Below are 15,186 nucleotides of genomic sequence, written 5' to 3'. Positions count from 1 at the left end.
ATATGCCTGGCGGCAACAGCGCGGTGGTCCCACCTGACCCCATGCCGAACTCAGAAGTGAAACGCCGTAGCGCCGATGGTAGTGTGGGGTCTCCCCATGCGAGAGTAGGGAACTGCCAGGCTCCAAATTCAAAGCAGTAAAAGCCAGAATGTGACATCTGGTGGTAATAAGAAAGAAATTCGGTGGAGCGGTAGTTCAGTCGGTTAGAATACCTGCCTGTCACGCAGGGGGTCGCGGGTTCGAGTCCCGTCCGTTCCGCCACTTAATTAAGCCCTGAGTCTTTTAGACTCAGGGCTTTTTTTATACATAAAATTCATGAAGTTTTTCCTATTGTTGCTTTTTGCGCAATTATCTTCTGCATTTATCCATCTTTTTCACCAAAGTTAAACCCTTCATAATCCTCGAAAGACAAAGATACGTCCCCAACGAGGTTAATAATGACAATTCCTGCATTTGGTTTAGGTACTTTCCGTTTAAAAGACGACGTAGTTATCGCATCAGTAAAAACAGCGCTTGAATTAGGTTACCGCGCGGTCGATACCGCACAGATTTATGACAATGAAGCTGCTGTAGGGCAGGCGATTGAAGAAAGTGGTGTTGCACGCAGTGAGCTTTTTATCACCACCAAAATCTGGATCGAGAATCTTAACAAAGAAAAATTAATCACAAGTTTGAAAGAAAGTCTGCGCAAATTGCGTACAGATTATGTCGATTTGGCTCTAATTCACTGGCCATCACCAAACGATTCAGTGCCGGTTGCAGAGTTTATGCAGGCGTTACTTGAAGCGAAAAAAGAAGGACTGACGCGCAAAATTGGTGTTTCTAACTTCACTATCGACCTGATGCAGCAGGCTATTGATGCGGTGGGGGCAGAAAATATAGCGACCAACCAAATTGAGCTTTCACCGTATTTGCACAACCGTAAAGTCGTTGATTGGGCACATGAACATAACATCCATATCACCTCTTATATGACGTTGGCTTATGGTAAAGCGCTGGAAGATGAAGTGATTGGCCGCATTGCGCAGAAGCACAATGCAGCGCCTGCACAGGTCATCCTGGCATGGGCAATGAAGTTGGGTTATGCGGTGATTCCTTCATCTACAAAACGTGAGAATCTGCAAAGTAATCTACAAGCGCAGGCTCTCATGCTCGATGAGGAAGATATGATGGATATAAGTAAACTGGACTGTAACGATCGACTGGTTAGCCCGGAAGGTCTGGCTCCACACTGGGATTAATTTTTCATTACAGCCCCTGCGGGGGCTGTTGTACATGCTCACTTAGAAAATCAATAAATGCTCTAATCCGGCTACTGACAGCGCGATCGCTGTAATACACCGCACTGAATGGCATTTCTACGGGCAGCAGTCTGTCTGTCAGCAATTCCACAAACTTCCCTTCAGCTATTTCTGTATTAATCATATAGTCAGAGAGACACGCAATCCCATTTCCCGTCAGGCATAGTTGCTTAAGTGTTTCACCACTATTCGATGTTATTCCGGGCGTGATGTCATAACGCAGCCCATCAGCCTGAGCGACTGGCCATTTGTTCAAGCTCTCTGTTTCAGAAAATCCCAGACAGATATGATCCCGAAGATCCTCAGCACATTGTGGCATACCGAACTGCGCTAAATATTCCGGCGAGGCAATAATTTTACGGCGGCTGGAAAAAAGAGGCCGTGCCCGCAACGTTGAGTCTGTTAAAGTGCCCGCTCGTATCGCTACATCGACTTTTCGCTCAATCAAATTAATAAATGTCTCAGATGAGATGAGGGAAAGTGTCACCTCTGGATAGCGTTCACGAAAGGGCTTAATCAGCGGCATTAAAAGATGCAGCATGACAGGCGTTGCAGCATCGATGCGTAGTAAACCACGAGGGCTTTGTCGGGTCTCCATCAGCTCATTTTCTGCAGCAGCCATTTCCTGCAAAATCTGTTGAACACGACGGAAGTAGCGCTCGCCTTCCTCTGTGAGGCTCAGTTGGCGCGTTGTACGATTTAGCAGAGTCACACCTAGCTTCATTTCTAATTTCTTTACCGAGCGACTGACTGCCGAATTTGCCATCTCGAGCTGGGTCGCTGCGCGACTAAAACTCCCGCTTTCTACGACAGCGACAAAAATCGCCAGTTCTTCTGAGGTGGCCTTCATTATTGCTCCTGAGACAATATTCTATTGAGATTTTGCATATTTTTGTTATTTAACCATCTTGCCATAATGCGTGTCATCAAAAGACACCCGTTATGGAGTAAATTATGCCTCTGGCGCTTTGGGCACTGACTATCAGTGCATTTGCAATCGGTACCACCGAATTTGTGATTGTTGGGCTGGTACCAACTATTGCTGACCAACTTTCAATTTCGCTCCCTTCTGCGGGATTGCTGGTTTCAATTTATGCATTAGGGGTTGCGGTTGGCGCTCCTGTGCTAACCGCTCTGACAGGAAAGTTGCCTCGTAAACAGCTACTGATTGGCTTGATGGCGCTATTCACGGCAGGTAATTTACTTGCCTGGCTTGCACCAAATTATGAAACTCTGGTCGTTGCTCGTCTACTTACAGGCCTCGCACACGGTGTTTTCTTCTCAATTGGTTCAACTATTGCAACCAGTCTGGTACCTAAAGAAAAGGCTGCTACCGCAATTGCCATTATGTTTGGTGGTTTAACCGTTGCATTGGTTACAGGTGTGCCCCTCGGAACATTTATCGGCCAGCATTTCGGATGGCGCGAAACATTCCTCGCCGTTTCAGCTATTGGTGTTATTGCCTTGATCAGTAGCACTATTCTGATCCCAAAAAATATTCCAACACGTGCGGTTGCTAGCTTAAAAGATCAACTGAAAGTGATGACTCATCCCCGCCTATTGATTATTTATGCGATAACGGCTCTGGGATATGGTGGCGTGTTTACTGCATTTACCTTCCTGGCTCCGATGATGCAAAACCTTGCAGGTTATTCACCAGCGGCAGTGAGCTGGATTTTGCTGGGCTACGGTGTCTCTGTTGCTATCGGTAATATCTGGGGCGGGAAACTTGCCGACCGCCATGGTGCAGTGCCTGCTTTGAAATTCATTTTTGCAGCACTTGCAGCATTACTACTGGTCTTCCAATTTACTGCGAGTTCACATATTGGCGCTTTAGTGACGGTGTTGATTATGGGCGTCTTTGCATTCGGTAATGTACCGGGATTGCAGGTATATGTTGTGCAGAAAGCAGAGTTATATGCGGCAAATGCTGTGGATGTTGCCTCTGGACTGAATATTGCCGCTTTTAACGTCGGGATTGCATTAGGATCTGTTATTGGTGGTCAAACAGTTCAAAGTTTTGGTTTAGCTCAGACTCCGTGGATTGGGGCCGTAATTGTTGTTGGTGCACTGTTCTTAGTTACCATCAGTGGTCGACTAGATACACGTCGTGAAGTTGCTATCAGTTAGTCAATCAGAACAAGGCTGTTAGCAATTACTTACGGTCTTGTTCGTCAATGGTTTGAATTGGTCGTTGAAACTCGACACCAAAGTCCCTATAACTGAAAGACAGCCTTCGATTTGGAGGCTTCTTTGGTTACAGAGGTCATTAGTAAAAACGTGCGCAAAAATACTTATGCCATGAGATATGTTGCCGGTCAGCCAGCAGAACGCATTCTGCCTCCTGGCTCCTTTGCAACTATCGGTCAGGCATTGCCGCCCGGAGAACCTTTACCAAGTGGAGGTTCACTAAAAGTATTGGTGTGGAATATCTTCAAACAGCAGCGTGCAGAATGGCTTTCTGTACTGCAAAACTTCGGTAAAGATGCTCACCTTGTTTTATTGCAGGAGGCACAAACGACCCCTGAACTGGTAAAGTTTGCCACCAGTAATTATCTGGCTGCTGACCAGGTGCCGGCATTTGTTCTGCCTCAACACCCCTCAGGTGTTATGACACTTTCTGCTGCTCATCCTGTTTATTGTTGCCCACTACGTGAACGTGAGCCGATTTTACGCTTGTCCAAATCCGCATTAGTGACCGTATATCCACTGCCTGATGGTCGGCTGTTGATGGTTGTAAATATCCACGCGGTCAATTTCAGTCTTGGTGTCGATGTCTACAGCAAACAGCTTGGGCCGATTGGCGATCAAATTGGTCACCATAATGGGCCGGTTATTATGGCGGGTGATTTTAACGCCTGGAGCCGTCCACGTATGAATGCGCTTTACCGCTTCGCTCGTGAAATGACTTTGCGGGAAGTACGCTTCACCGATGACCATCGCCGCCGTGCTTTCGGTCGTCCGCTTGATTTCGTGTTTTACCGTGGTTTAAACGTTGCGGAAGCCTCTGTTTTGGTCACTCGTGCGTCCGATCACAATCCTCTACTAGTCGAATTCCGTCCCGGCAAACCTGAGCTGAAGTAAGGTAAGTCAGGTCTGCCATTGGGCAGACTATGTGCTGCCCTTACTTACAATCATCTGCAAGGACAATACAATGACAACACAATCTCACCATGACAAAGTCGATCAACAGTTTGGCTCGCAGGCCAGTGCCTATCTGAAAAGTGCTGTGCACGCTGCTGGCCGCGATCTGGAGCGTCTAAGCGCGCGTCTGGCTGATTTCCCTGATGCACGTCTGCTCGATATGGGGTGTGGGGCGGGGCATGCGAGCTTTATTGCGGCCGCTCAGGTGAAAGAGGTGATTGCTTATGATCTCTCAGAACAGATGCTGAGTGTGGTCAATGATGCTGCTAAAACGCGTGGCATCTTCAACATCACGACTCGACAGGGTTATGCAGAAGTGTTGCCGTTTGATGATGGCTCTTTTGATGTGGTGATTAGCCGCTATTCAGCTCATCACTGGCATGATGTTGGTAAAGCATTGCGTGAAGTAAAACGAGTCCTGAAACCAGGTGGTGTAGTTATTTTTATGGATGTGATGTCTCCAGGCCATCCAGTTCTCGATATCTGGCTGCAAACGGTTGAAGCATTGCGCGATACATCTCACGTTCGGAATTATTCCAGTGGCGAGTGGTTGAGCCTGTTTAATGATGCGGGCCTGGTCTCGCAAAACCTCTTATGCGACCGATTGAATCTGGAGTTCACATCCTGGATTGCCAGAATGAGAACACCTGAAGCTCTGGCTGACGCTATTCGAATCTACCAACAGAGTGCATCAGACGAAGTGCAGCACTATTTTGAGTTGCAGGGAGATGGCTCTTTCACCAGTGACATTATTATGGTGGAAGCCAAAAAGGTTTGATGTTTTGAAATAGAAATAAAAAAGGCACCCAAAAAGGTGCCTTTTTCTTTGATTAACAATCAAGTATCAGGTGTAGAGTTGTTGCTAACGAATAGCGTCAACTGATCTCCAGGTTTCAGATCGTCTGTATCGTCGTTCCAGCGCAGAACATCCTTGATGTTCACACCGTGACGTTTCGCGATACTCGACAACGAGTCACCCTTACGCACCTTATAAGTGATGCTATCGTTCTTAGCTAAACTCTGTACGCCATTTTTGACGCTGAGTGTTTGGCCGACTTTAATGTGCGCGCCGCGTATGCCGTTCCAGCTTTGCAAATCTTTTGCACTCACGCCTAAGCGTGAAGCGATGCTCGACAAGGTATCACCTGAACGAACACGGTAAGATTTGCTGCCACCTGCAGTACTGCGGTTATCAGCGACTAGCCGAGGCTGCACTGCTGCAATTTCACCAGAAGCCAAAGAGGCTTTTAGCTGATCAGCATGCTTTTTAGGCACCATTACATAACGCTGATTCTTGCCAACGGTGGAAGTTTTCACCCCGGCGTTGAATGTCTTCAGCGTGCTTAATGATATACCTGCCATTTCGGCAACCTGCGTAAGCTCAACCGGATCGCTGACTTCTACGCGTGCTAATGCACGGCTTTCGTCAGTAGTTGGTAAGCGTACGCCGTACTTTTTGCTGTTTTTGAGAATATCACTCAAAGCCAACATTTTTGGTACGTAAATTTTGGTTTCCCGTGGCAGTGAAAGCGACCAAAAATCCGTTGGTAAACCACGAGCTTTATTCGCTTTCATTGCCTTCAGTACACGACCTTCGCCGCTGTTGTACGCCGCCACGGTTAATAACCAGTCGCCGTCAAACATCTTGTTCAGACGCTGCATCATATCGAGTGCGGCAGTGGTGGAAGCCACTACATCACGACGTGCATCGTATGCTTTGGTCTGTTTTAAACCATAATTTCGACCCGTACTCGGTACAATCTGCCAGATGCCAGCGGCATTCGCAGAAGAGGTAGCGTGGGGGTCAAAAGCGCTCTCCACTATGGGTAGCAGTACTAGTTCCATTGGCATGTTACGTTTCTTAACTTGCCCGGCAATCCAGTACATATACGGCTCTGCCCGTAATGTTACATCGTGGAGATAGCTCTTATTCTTCAGGTACTTCTGTTTCTGTTCGCGGATCCGGATATTCTCCGGTACCCCCATCTTTAGCTCGTCGCCAATGAAGTTCCACAAGTTTTGGTTATCCGCGAGGTATGTCCCATCGTCCATCCATCGCGAACCTGTGTACTTTCCTGCTTCACCTTGACCAGCTGCAGACAGACTCTGTGCGTGCTGTTGGATGTTGCCGTCATGCCTTGACGCCTGGCACCCCACAAGCAAAACAGAGGCGAGTAATATCGCTTTTGCCTTCATGTGTGTGTCAAATGGTTGCTTAAAAGACGAGCAAGAATACCTTCCACTTTAAAACAACACAACCAAAAAATTCAGAAGGTATCTTTCTTTGTCCGTAACCAGGCGAATATTTGCTGTGGTTGTTGCAAGTTTGTTTCTTTGTTTATTTTTCTTTTTAAATCAATATCATCTGTTCTTAAGAATAAATTTATTTCACGTTCATTTGCCAGAGAACTTGGTAAGGTTGATTGGTTTTTTGCACGTAACTCATTAACTTTTCGACAGTATCGGTTTAACTTCTCATCGTCTGGAAGGATAGATAAGGAAAACTTCATATTTGAAAGAGTGTATTCGTGTGCGCAGCAAATTAACGTATCGGCGGGTAATTTGTTAAGTTTTTGAAAAGAATCATACATATTTCTAGCCGTGCCTTCAAAAAGCCTTCCGCAGCCGCCAGAAAACATCGTGTCACCGCAAAAAAGATAAGGTGCGCTATAGAAACAGATATGTCCTAAAGTGTGACCCGGTGTGGCAATTACAGTAAATTCATACTCCAAAATATTGACCAGATCGCCGTCTTTAACTACCCGGTTCGTTCCCTTATCTTGTGTCTCCTCGGGCCCGTATACCACAAGGCCTGGGTACTTTTTAAGAAGTTCTTTTACGCCGCCAACGTGGTCGTTGTGGTGGTGGGTCAGTAAAATAGCTTCTGGTTGCCAGTGGTTATCTTCAATGGCTTTTAGTACTGGATGAGCTTCGCCCGGGTCGACGATGATGCATCTGCTTTGCTCATCATTCAGAACCCAGATGTAGTTATCCTGGAACGCAGAAATACTGTTAAGATTCATAATTCAACCTCTCTGTATTGCGCTAAGAAGGTAGTGATGAAACCGGCAAGGATACCTGTAAATTTCATTTCACCGCATCATTGGGGAGAACTGCCCTGGGGCGAGTACTACCGTGAGGCGCTGGAATCCCAACTTCAGCCGTGGTTTGCTAAGATGTTTGGTTTCCACTTACTGAAAATCGGTAACTTAAGCACCGAAATCAACACAGAAGCCTGTGCTATTTCACACCAGGTGAATGTTGCCTTACAAGGCGAACGACTCCAGGTGAATGCCGATCCGCTGTATTTGCCTTTTGCGGGTAAATCAGTCGATGCATGTATGTTGGCTCATACATTGCCGTGGTGCCAGGATCCTCATGGGTTATTGCGTGAAGCTGACCGGGTATTAATTGATGATGGCTGGCTAATTATCAGCAGTTTCAACCCGGTGAGTTTATTAGGTTTAGGTAAAGTCGTGCCATTTATCCGCAAACGTGCGCCATACCACTGCCGAATGTTTACGCCGATGAGGATGTTCGATTGGCTGGCATTGCTGAATTTTGAAGTGATGCACCAACGCAGTTTTCAGGTTTTACCCTGGAGTAAACAAGGCGGGAAAATGCTCAGTACCCATCTTCCTGCGTTGGGATGCATGCATGTCATTGTGGCGCGTAAGCGGACATTGCCTCTTACGCTCAATCCAATGAAAAGCCGGAAAGCAAAAACGCAAATCCGCTCAGCTGTGGGGGCAACACGGCAATTTCGTGAAGCAACTAAGGCTTCGCCGTCTCTGGCTGATAACCCACGTCCTCGAGAGTTGGATTAGAAGCTGCTTCACGGGCGAGTTCATCACAACGTTCGTTTTCAGGGTGACCGGCATGGCCTTTCACCCATTCCCAACTGATTTTGTGCTCGCTTAAGGCAGCATCCAGTCGCTTCCATAAATCGACATTCTTGACTGGTTTTTTATCGGCTGTTTTCCAGCCACGTTTTTTCCAGTTATGAATCCATTGGGTAATACCCTGACGAACATATTGGCTGTCGGTGCTAAGTACAACGTCACAAGGCTCGACCAACGCCTCAAGTGCAACGATTGCCGCCATCATTTCCATGCGATTGTTTGTGGTCAGGCGAAAGCCGACGCTAAAAATTTTTTCGTGCTGTTTGTAGCGTAAAATAGCACCATATCCACCCGGGCCCGGGTTGCCGAGGCAAGAGCCATCGGTGAAAATTTCTACCTGTTTGCGCATCTCTGGTAGACTTCCTGTGATTAAAAAACCAAGTCTGACATAAACGAGCGCCATGAGCACAGCAATTACACGACAGATCGTCCTCGATACAGAAACCACCGGTATGAACCAAATCGGTGCTCACTACGAAGGGCACCGCATTATTGAAATCGGTGCGGTTGAAGTCATCAACCGCCGCCTGACGGGTAATAATTTCCACGTATACCTGAAACCTGATCGTCTGGTAGACCCGGAAGCCTTTGGCGTGCATGGAATTGCCGATGAGTTTCTGGCAGACAAACCAACCTTCGACCAGGTTGCTGATTCGTTTATGGACTATATTCGCGGCGCAGAGCTCGTCATCCATAACGCATCGTTTGATATCGGGTTTATGGATTATGAGTTCGGCAAACTCAAACGCGATATTCCAAAAACTAATACCTTCTGCAAAGTTACCGATAGCCTCGCTCTCGCCCGAAAAATGTTCCCGGGCAAGCGTAATAGCCTCGATGCACTTTGCTCACGTTATGAAATAGATAACAGCAAGCGAACGTTGCACGGCGCATTGCTCGATGCCCAAATTCTGGCCGACGTCTATTTAATGATGACGGGTGGACAAACTTCTCTGAAGTTTGCGATGGAAGGGGATGTGCAACAGCGTAGTGGAGATAACGGAATTCAACGTGTTGTACGCCGCAGTTCGGGTATACGCGTCATTCGTGCCAGCGATGCAGAACTGGAAGCGCATGAATCGCGACTCGACCTGGTGGAAAAAAAGGGCGGAAGTTGCCTGTGGCGTTTATAAAAGCAGCGCAAATGCATTAAAAATCACCGTTTGGGTGAAATTAACGGCAAACGATTAGTTTAATAAGAAAAAACGTTGACGCTCATCAGCCCTATACGTATTATCTGCCTCGTTCCCGACGGGGAACAAAACGCGGAGCGGTAGTTCAGTCGGTTAGAATACCTGCCTGTCACGCAGGGGGTCGCGGGTTCGAGTCCCGTCCGTTCCGCCACAATTAGAAAGCCTGAATCAGAAATGATTCAGGCTTTCGTCGTTTTATTCCTTCGAAACTACAACCTGTCCATTGTATCCCGCAACGTCACTCACTTTATCTGCACGTGCCAACCAGCGATAACAGCCTGCACTTAGGAATGCGCCGATAAACCAGCTAAAGTTAGCCACCTCATGCAGTGCCGGAATAAAGCTGATGATTAAGCCAATGGCAACCGATGGCAGCAGTGCGAGAATCGCTTTTGGGTTGAAACCACTTTTGTACCAGTAGCGGCCTTTTGGCGTGTCATCAAACAGATCGTCGATATAGATTTTGCTGCGTTTAATGATGTAGAAGTCAGTCAGCAGAATACCGAACAGTGGCCCAATAAACGCACCCAACACATCCAGCGTGTAGTGAATAAGTTCTGGTGACTGGAACAAGTTCCACGGTGTCAGCAGTACAGATCCCACGGCTGCAATCATCCCACCGGTACGGAAGCTGATTTTTTGCGGCGAGCAGTTCGAGAAGTCGAAAGCAGGTGATACAAAGTTTGCCACGATATTAATACCGATAGTGGCGGTGATCATGGTCAGCAAACCGATGGCCATCGCGAGGCTATTGCCCACATGGCTTACCGTTTCGATAGGGTCGGTGATCATTTTGCCAAACAGGGATTGTGTACCGGAAACAATCACCACGGTCACGATAGAGAACAGCAGGAAGTTAAACGGCAGCCCCCAGCGGTTACCACGACGGATCTCTTTCATACTCTTGCCGTAACGCGAAAAGTCACCGAAGTTTAGCAATGGGCCTGAGAAGTATGAAACGACCAGTGCTGTTGCGGTCAGCATCTGCCACGTCTGCTCACCAGAGCTAAGTTGTTTGCTGGCAAGCGTAAATGAAATTCCGTCAAATCCAGTTTGATACAAAATCCAGCCCGCCAACGCCATCATCACGATGTATACCGCAGGCCCTGCAATATCAATAAATCGTTTGATAGCGTTCATGCCGTGCCAGAACACCATCGCCTGAAGCACCCACATAATGCCGAAGCAAACCCAGCCGAGATGCGACAGCCCCAGGAAATGCCCGGTGGTCATTGGCGCAAGCGAGGGCCAGAATTTCAGCATAACGAGCATCAATGCATTTGCGGCCAGATAAGTCTGGATACCGTACCAGGCGAACGCGATTAACCCGCGTATCACTGCCGGAATATTGGCACCGAACACGCCAAATGCCTGGCGGCAAATTACTGCGTAGGGTACGCCCGCCATTTGGCTAGGTTTTGCTACCAGGTTCGCGCACAGCTGTACGATGCAAATCCCTACCAGCAAGCAAAGCAAAACCTGCCAGCTTGCCAGCCCTAGTGTGAAGAAGCTGGCAGCCACCACATAGCCACCCATGCTGTGAACATCGGACATCCAGAAAGAAAAAATATTGTACCAGGACCATGTCTGGTTGCGCGTTGGCGCCAGATCATCATTACACAGGCGCGGGCTGTAGCCGGCATTGGCGCTCTCGGTCAAAGCTGATGACGTATTTTCATTGTTTGGCATGAAATCTGCTCCTTTAAAAACAGATGCTGACGGAATGTCTGCAACTTTAGTTGCATTAACCGGGCCAGGTTTCATGTTTTGTGGAACAAATGGATTATTCAGGCTTTTTGGTGCATTAATAAGGCCGTGTGATTACTTATTGCGCTTTACTATGGTGCATTTGAACATTTCGTTGCCCGGATCTGGTGCTAAACCGGTGGCAAAAATACAGAGGACTCAACATGACGAAACATTTGATTCAGGTGATTAACCCGAATACTAACGTGGCAATGACGCACACCATCGCGCAAGCGGCGCGCAGTGTCGCTGCACCTTCCAGCGAAATCATCGCGGTTTGCCCATCACAGGGCGTGGAGTCAATAGAAGGACATTTTGATGAAGCGATAGCGGCTATTGGTGTGCTTGAGCAAATCAAATTTGGCAAAGAGCAGGGGGTCAGTGGTCACGTCATCGCCTGCTTTGGCGATCCTGGTTTACTGGCCGCACGTGAACTCGCCAGTGGCCCGGTTATCGGCATCGCCGAAGCTGCGATGCATGTTGCAACTATGGTTGCGACACGTTTTTCTATCGTCACCACTTTGCCGCGCACTGTGATTATTGCGCGTCATTTATTACGCCAGTATGGCTTCGAGCACCACTGCGCAGCGCTGCATGCGATCGATTTACCGGTACTTGCTCTGGAAGATGGCACGGGTCTTGCTCAGATGAAGGTGCGCGAGCGTTGTATACAAGCCATGAAAGAAGATAACAGCGGAGCGATTGTGCTCGGTTGTGGCGGAATGGCTAATCTTGCACGGGAACTGACTGCTGAGTTGGGTATTCCCGTAATTGATGGCGTAACAGCAGCTGTGAAAATGGTCGAGTCCCTCATCGCTCTTGGGCTTGGAACCAGCAAACATGGTGACCTCGCGTATCCGAATAAAAAGCCGTTATCAGGCTGTTTTGACATGCTGAGTTGAAATTCTGGCTCGGCTCATAAGGAACCGAACCATGAATGAAGTACCGAAAACTAAAAACTATCACTTCACTGAAAACTACCCGCGTGACATGAAAGGTTATGCGGGTAAGCCGCCACATGCGCAATGGCCAAATAACGCACGCGTAGCTGTGCAGTTCGTTCTCAATTTTGAAGAGGGGGGGGAAAACCACGTTCTGCATGGTGACAGCGGCTCGGAACAATTTCTTTCCGATATCATCGGTGCGGCCAGTTTCCCTGACCGCCATATGTCGATGGATTCTCTCTATGAATACGGTTCGCGAGCCGGGTTCTGGCGCATCCATAACGAGTTCCAAAAACGTGGCCTGACCATGACGGTATTTGGCGTAGCAATGGCACTGGCGCGTAACCCTGAAATTGTTGAAGCAATAAAAGCAGCTGATTACGACGTGGTAAGTCACGGCTGGCGCTGGATCCACTATCAAAATCTGGATGAGGCAACTGAGCGCCAGCATATGCACCAGGCCATCGAAATCCTCGAAGATTTGTTCGGCAGCAAACCGCTCGGTTGGTATACCGGCCGCGATAGTCCGAATACGCGTCGGCTGGTGGTGGAAAATGGCAGCTTCCTTTACGACAGCGATTATTACGGCGACGATTTGCCATTCTGGAGCAAAGTTAGCTGTAGCGATGGTTCGACAAAACCGCATTTGGTGGTGCCTTACACGCTTGATGCCAACGATATGCGTTTTGCAACCGCGCAGGGTTTTAACACCGCCGAACAGTTTTATACCTATCTGAAAGACAGCTTTGATGTGTTGTACGAAGAAGGGGAAACTGCACCGAAAATGATGTCTATCGGTATGCACTGCCGTTTACTGGGGCGGCCGGGTCGTTTCAGAGCGTTGCAGCGTTTTCTTGATTATGTGCAACAGCATGATGATGTGTGGATTTGCCGTCGTCAGGATATTGCCGAGCATTGGGTGAAGACGCATCCATATTGTGAATAAATGATGTGGCGGCGGGTGACATTTCGTTTCCCGCCCACGGTCTTTAACCCATCACGCTGACATGTGCGGCAACAATTCGCCAGCCATAAGGAAATTTGACCCATGTTTGCATCTGGCGGCCAATTTTGTCGCTTCCCTCGCGGGTGAATTCAGTGCTGGCAACAGCCATATCATCGCCATAGGTGGTGATGGTGGTATTTTGCAAAAGCCGGTCTAGCCCTTGAGATGAGCGAGCATTTCTGAAAGCTCTTATCTCATCGATACCATAAAGATTTTCACTCGCACCAAAGCGAACGGTACGGGGATCGGCCCAAAACAACTCATCTAAGACCGCAACATCGTTGCTGATCAACGCCTGTTCGTAGCGGTAAAAAGCGGCACTCACCTCATTCACGATTGCCGGGCGATCAATATTGTCACGCATCATAGTATTTACCTTACCTGGTGGTTTTCCCTGCCAGCATACCCTGTATTTCAAGCTGATGGGCAGCTCTCAGGCAGATATCTTCCCGCCATGGTGGTGCAATGAGCTGCACACCGATGGGATGCCCACTTGCACTCATCAATGGCACCGTGACGACTGGTAAACCAAGGAATGAAATAGGTTGTGTCAACATACCCATGCTGGCTTTCACGGGAAGATCCGTTCCGTTAATTTGCATGGTTTGCTGTCCAATTAGTGTGGCACTACAGGGTGTTGCTGGTGCGATAAGCAGATCATACTTTTCGAAGAGCGTTAACGTTTTATCCCGGAACCATGATCGGAAGCGTTGCGCTTGAGTGTACCAGGCTGATGGTGTCATCGCTCCAGCCAGGAGGCGTTCACGGGAGTTAAGCTCAAAACGTTCTGCCTGTTCACGTAGTGCCGGTAAGTAATGGTTTCCACCTTCAGCGGCAGAGAGCAAAAATGCTGCCGAGCGAGCTAATTCAGCTTCAGGCAACATAATGCATTCGTCGGTCCCAAGTATTTTAGCCACTCTTGCCACCGCCGCTTTTGCATCATTATCGCACCAGGTTTCAAAGAAGCCTCCTAATACGGCGCTACGCAAGCCAGCGGTTTTTTCCAGTTTATCGGCCACGGGCTCGATATTGCGGGATGACTGGAAATGGTCTGTTGCGTCGCTTCCCTGAAGCGCGTCATATACACGGGCTAAGTCATCCACGTTACGTGCCAATGGGCCGATATGGTCGAGACTGGCAACAAACGGCTGGCTGCCGCTACGCGAAAGGCGGCCGAAAGTAGGTTTCAGACCAAACACGCCGCACAGCGAAGCCGGAACCCGAATCGAACCGTTAGTATCAGTGCCCAGGCTAAAGTTCACCATCCCAGCGGCAACGGCTGCTGCTGAACCTCCGGATGAACCGCCGGCAATTCTGGCTAAATCAAGCGGGTTTCGGGTAGCTCCGTAGTGGCTGTTTTCGGTGGTGAAACCGTATGCGTAGGCATCCATATTCAGCGCGCCTGTGAGCATTGCTCCGGCGGCACTCAATTGATTGATGGCAAACGCATCGTCAAGTGCTGGTGGCTGGGTACTAAAAATCTCGGCACCTGCAAGCGTGGTGACCCCTTTAATATCAAAGAGATTTTTTACCGCATAAGGCACGCCAGCCAATGGCGGCAGCGTTTCCCCGCGCACACGGAGTTGGTCAATGGCGGCGGCTTCTTGCAATAAACGCGAGGCGGTGATTTCCGTAAACGCGTTAATTTCAGAATTGGCTTGCTCGATTTTCGCAAGCGTAAGCTGCGCCAGTTCCTGTGCGGAAAACTCGCCAATAGCTAATCCTTGCTGAATATCGCGAATGGAGAGTGCATTCATAGCTTATAAATCCCCGCGACTTCCTGGCGTTCAGGCAATGGAAAATCCATTAGCGGTTCTGCCAGTTTCTCCATGCGAGTCAATTGCACTTCAAGTTCCTGGCGGCGTGGCTCATCAAGAGGAACGTCAAGCAGTTGCTCCATGACTTTGATGTACGCGGGCCAGTCGATAGAATTTAATAGCATTTTGTTCT

General features: G+C 48.5%; 16 protein-coding genes, 2 tRNA genes and 1 rRNA gene. 11 read left to right on the top strand and 8 right to left on the bottom strand.

The window, feature by feature from the left end:
- Nucleotides 1–5 precede the first annotated feature (5 nt).
- The 3 genes from rrf to dkgB all read left to right on the top strand — a co-directional run bounded on the left by rrf (nt 6) and on the right by dkgB (nt 1,241).
- Nucleotides 6–121 (top strand): 5S ribosomal RNA (gene rrf, locus GC128_RS19070).
- A gap of 63 nt (nt 122–184) precedes the next feature.
- Nucleotides 185–261, top strand: a tRNA-Asp gene (locus tag GC128_RS19065).
- A 176-nt stretch (nt 262–437) separates the two neighbouring features.
- A complete protein-coding gene (gene dkgB, locus GC128_RS19060) occupies nt 438–1,241 on the top strand; it encodes a 2,5-didehydrogluconate reductase DkgB (RefSeq protein ID WP_151995612.1) in 804 nt (267 codons plus the stop codon).
- A 7-nt stretch (nt 1,242–1,248) separates the two neighbouring features.
- On the opposite strand, the gene yafC is transcribed toward dkgB, so the two are convergent.
- Nucleotides 1,249–2,151: a DNA-binding transcriptional regulator YafC gene (yafC, locus tag GC128_RS19055; RefSeq protein ID WP_151995611.1), complete on the bottom strand. Its 903-nt coding sequence runs from the start codon at nt 2,149–2,151 to the stop codon at nt 1,249–1,251.
- A 104-nt stretch (nt 2,152–2,255) separates the two neighbouring features.
- Between yafC and GC128_RS19050 the strand changes: the two genes are divergently transcribed.
- From GC128_RS19050 to GC128_RS19040, 3 genes are all read left to right on the top strand, one after another.
- The gene (locus tag GC128_RS19050) at nt 2,256–3,431 is read left to right on the top strand and encodes an MFS transporter (RefSeq protein ID WP_151995610.1); all 1,176 of its coding nucleotides are present in this window, start codon (nt 2,256–2,258) and stop codon (nt 3,429–3,431) included.
- Between the two features lie 150 nt (nt 3,432–3,581).
- Nucleotides 3,582–4,385, top strand: coding sequence for an endonuclease/exonuclease/phosphatase family protein (locus tag GC128_RS19045; RefSeq protein WP_151995616.1), 804 nt, complete (start codon nt 3,582–3,584; stop codon nt 4,383–4,385).
- A 70-nt stretch (nt 4,386–4,455) separates the two neighbouring features.
- Entirely contained in the window at nt 4,456–5,223 is a 768-nt protein-coding gene (locus GC128_RS19040; protein WP_151995609.1) for a class I SAM-dependent methyltransferase, read from the top strand.
- A 59-nt stretch (nt 5,224–5,282) separates the two neighbouring features.
- Here GC128_RS19040 and mltD read toward each other — a convergent pair whose 3' ends face one another.
- Nucleotides 5,283–6,641, bottom strand: a complete 1,359-nt coding sequence (gene mltD / locus GC128_RS19035; protein WP_151995608.1) for a murein transglycosylase D — start codon at nt 6,639–6,641, stop codon at nt 5,283–5,285.
- 71 nt (nt 6,642–6,712) lie between these two features.
- Complete coding sequence (gloB, locus tag GC128_RS19030) at nt 6,713–7,468, bottom strand: hydroxyacylglutathione hydrolase (protein ID WP_151995607.1); 756 nt, start codon at nt 7,466–7,468, stop codon at nt 6,713–6,715.
- Nucleotides 7,469–7,504: 36 nt separating this feature from the next.
- On the opposite strand from gloB, the gene GC128_RS19025 reads away from it, so the two are divergent.
- A complete protein-coding gene (locus GC128_RS19025) occupies nt 7,505–8,272 on the top strand; it encodes a methyltransferase domain-containing protein (protein ID WP_151995606.1) in 768 nt (255 codons plus the stop codon).
- Here GC128_RS19025 and rnhA read toward each other — a convergent pair.
- Nucleotides 8,220–8,795, bottom strand: a complete 576-nt coding sequence (gene rnhA / locus GC128_RS19020) for a ribonuclease HI (protein WP_193216283.1) — start codon at nt 8,793–8,795, stop codon at nt 8,220–8,222. The genes GC128_RS19025 and rnhA overlap by 53 nt on opposite strands.
- On the opposite strand from rnhA, the gene dnaQ reads away from it, so the two are divergent.
- Both dnaQ and GC128_RS19010 read left to right on the top strand, forming a co-directional pair.
- Nucleotides 8,749–9,480 (top strand): DNA polymerase III subunit epsilon, encoded by a 732-nt coding sequence (gene dnaQ / locus GC128_RS19015; protein ID WP_151995604.1) that lies wholly within the window; start codon nt 8,749–8,751, stop codon nt 9,478–9,480. The genes rnhA and dnaQ overlap by 47 nt on opposite strands.
- 134 nt (nt 9,481–9,614) lie before the next feature.
- Nucleotides 9,615–9,691 (top strand) — tRNA-Asp (locus GC128_RS19010).
- A 44-nt stretch (nt 9,692–9,735) separates the two neighbouring features.
- On the opposite strand, the gene GC128_RS19005 is transcribed toward GC128_RS19010, so the two are convergent.
- Entirely contained in the window at nt 9,736–11,229 is a 1,494-nt protein-coding gene (locus GC128_RS19005) for an NCS1 family nucleobase:cation symporter-1 (RefSeq protein ID WP_151995603.1), read from the bottom strand.
- A gap of 221 nt (nt 11,230–11,450) precedes the next feature.
- On the opposite strand from GC128_RS19005, the gene hpxA reads away from it, so the two are divergent.
- Together hpxA and puuE are read left to right on the top strand one after the other, a co-directional pair.
- On the top strand, nt 11,451–12,188 hold the full coding sequence (gene hpxA / locus GC128_RS19000; RefSeq protein WP_151995602.1) for an allantoin racemase: 738 nt from the start codon (nt 11,451–11,453) through the stop codon (nt 12,186–12,188).
- A gap of 31 nt (nt 12,189–12,219) precedes the next feature.
- A complete protein-coding gene (puuE, locus tag GC128_RS18995) occupies nt 12,220–13,176 on the top strand; it encodes an allantoinase PuuE (protein WP_151995601.1) in 957 nt (318 codons plus the stop codon).
- Between the two features lie 43 nt (nt 13,177–13,219).
- Here the strand turns inward: puuE and hpxZ are convergent, their stop codons facing one another.
- Genes hpxZ through hpxX form a run of 3 tightly spaced genes read right to left on the bottom strand, consistent with a single transcriptional unit; the run spans nt 13,220 to nt 15,178 of the window.
- Entirely contained in the window at nt 13,220–13,603 is a 384-nt protein-coding gene (hpxZ, locus tag GC128_RS18990; protein WP_151995600.1) for an oxalurate catabolism protein HpxZ, read from the bottom strand.
- A 10-nt stretch (nt 13,604–13,613) separates the two neighbouring features.
- Nucleotides 13,614–14,993 (bottom strand): AtzE family amidohydrolase, encoded by a 1,380-nt coding sequence (locus GC128_RS18985; protein ID WP_151995599.1) that lies wholly within the window; start codon nt 14,991–14,993, stop codon nt 13,614–13,616.
- A complete protein-coding gene (gene hpxX, locus GC128_RS18980) occupies nt 14,990–15,178 on the bottom strand; it encodes an oxalurate catabolism protein HpxX (protein WP_151995598.1) in 189 nt (62 codons plus the stop codon). Before hpxX ends, GC128_RS18985 begins: the two co-directional genes overlap by 4 nt.
- Nucleotides 15,179–15,186: the final 8 nt, after the last annotated feature.

This window comes from Buttiauxella massiliensis (assembly GCF_902500225.1).
In the GTDB taxonomy this organism is placed as follows: Bacteria; Pseudomonadota; Gammaproteobacteria; order Enterobacterales; family Enterobacteriaceae; genus Buttiauxella; species Buttiauxella massiliensis.
Note: the sequence above shows the minus strand (reverse complement) of the source record. Positions and strands in the feature narration are given on the sequence as shown.

Excerpts from the sequence above, each read along its gene's own strand:
- GC128_RS19005 (WP_151995603.1), bottom strand. The coding sequence starts at position 11,229 with ATGCCAAACAATGAAAATACGTCATCAGCTTTGACCGAGAGCGCCAAT.
- yafC (WP_151995611.1), bottom strand. The coding sequence starts at position 2,151 with ATGAAGGCCACCTCAGAAGAACTGGCGATTTTTGTCGCTGTCGTAGAA.
- GC128_RS19025 (WP_151995606.1), top strand. The coding sequence starts at position 7,505 with ATGAAACCGGCAAGGATACCTGTAAATTTCATTTCACCGCATCATTGG.
- GC128_RS19040 (WP_151995609.1), top strand. The coding sequence starts at position 4,456 with ATGACAACACAATCTCACCATGACAAAGTCGATCAACAGTTTGGCTCG.
- hpxZ (WP_151995600.1), bottom strand. The coding sequence starts at position 13,603 with ATGATGCGTGACAATATTGATCGCCCGGCAATCGTGAATGAGGTGAGT.
- dnaQ (WP_151995604.1), top strand. The coding sequence starts at position 8,749 with ATGAGCACAGCAATTACACGACAGATCGTCCTCGATACAGAAACCACC.
- GC128_RS18985 (WP_151995599.1), bottom strand. The coding sequence starts at position 14,993 with ATGAATGCACTCTCCATTCGCGATATTCAGCAAGGATTAGCTATTGGC.
- mltD (WP_151995608.1), bottom strand. The coding sequence starts at position 6,641 with ATGAAGGCAAAAGCGATATTACTCGCCTCTGTTTTGCTTGTGGGGTGC.
- gloB (WP_151995607.1), bottom strand. The coding sequence starts at position 7,468 with ATGAATCTTAACAGTATTTCTGCGTTCCAGGATAACTACATCTGGGTT.
- GC128_RS19050 (WP_151995610.1), top strand. The coding sequence starts at position 2,256 with ATGCCTCTGGCGCTTTGGGCACTGACTATCAGTGCATTTGCAATCGGT.
- dkgB (WP_151995612.1), top strand. The coding sequence starts at position 438 with ATGACAATTCCTGCATTTGGTTTAGGTACTTTCCGTTTAAAAGACGAC.
- hpxA (WP_151995602.1), top strand. The coding sequence starts at position 11,451 with ATGACGAAACATTTGATTCAGGTGATTAACCCGAATACTAACGTGGCA.
- puuE (WP_151995601.1), top strand. The coding sequence starts at position 12,220 with ATGAATGAAGTACCGAAAACTAAAAACTATCACTTCACTGAAAACTAC.
- hpxX (WP_151995598.1), bottom strand. The coding sequence starts at position 15,178 with ATGCTATTAAATTCTATCGACTGGCCCGCGTACATCAAAGTCATGGAG.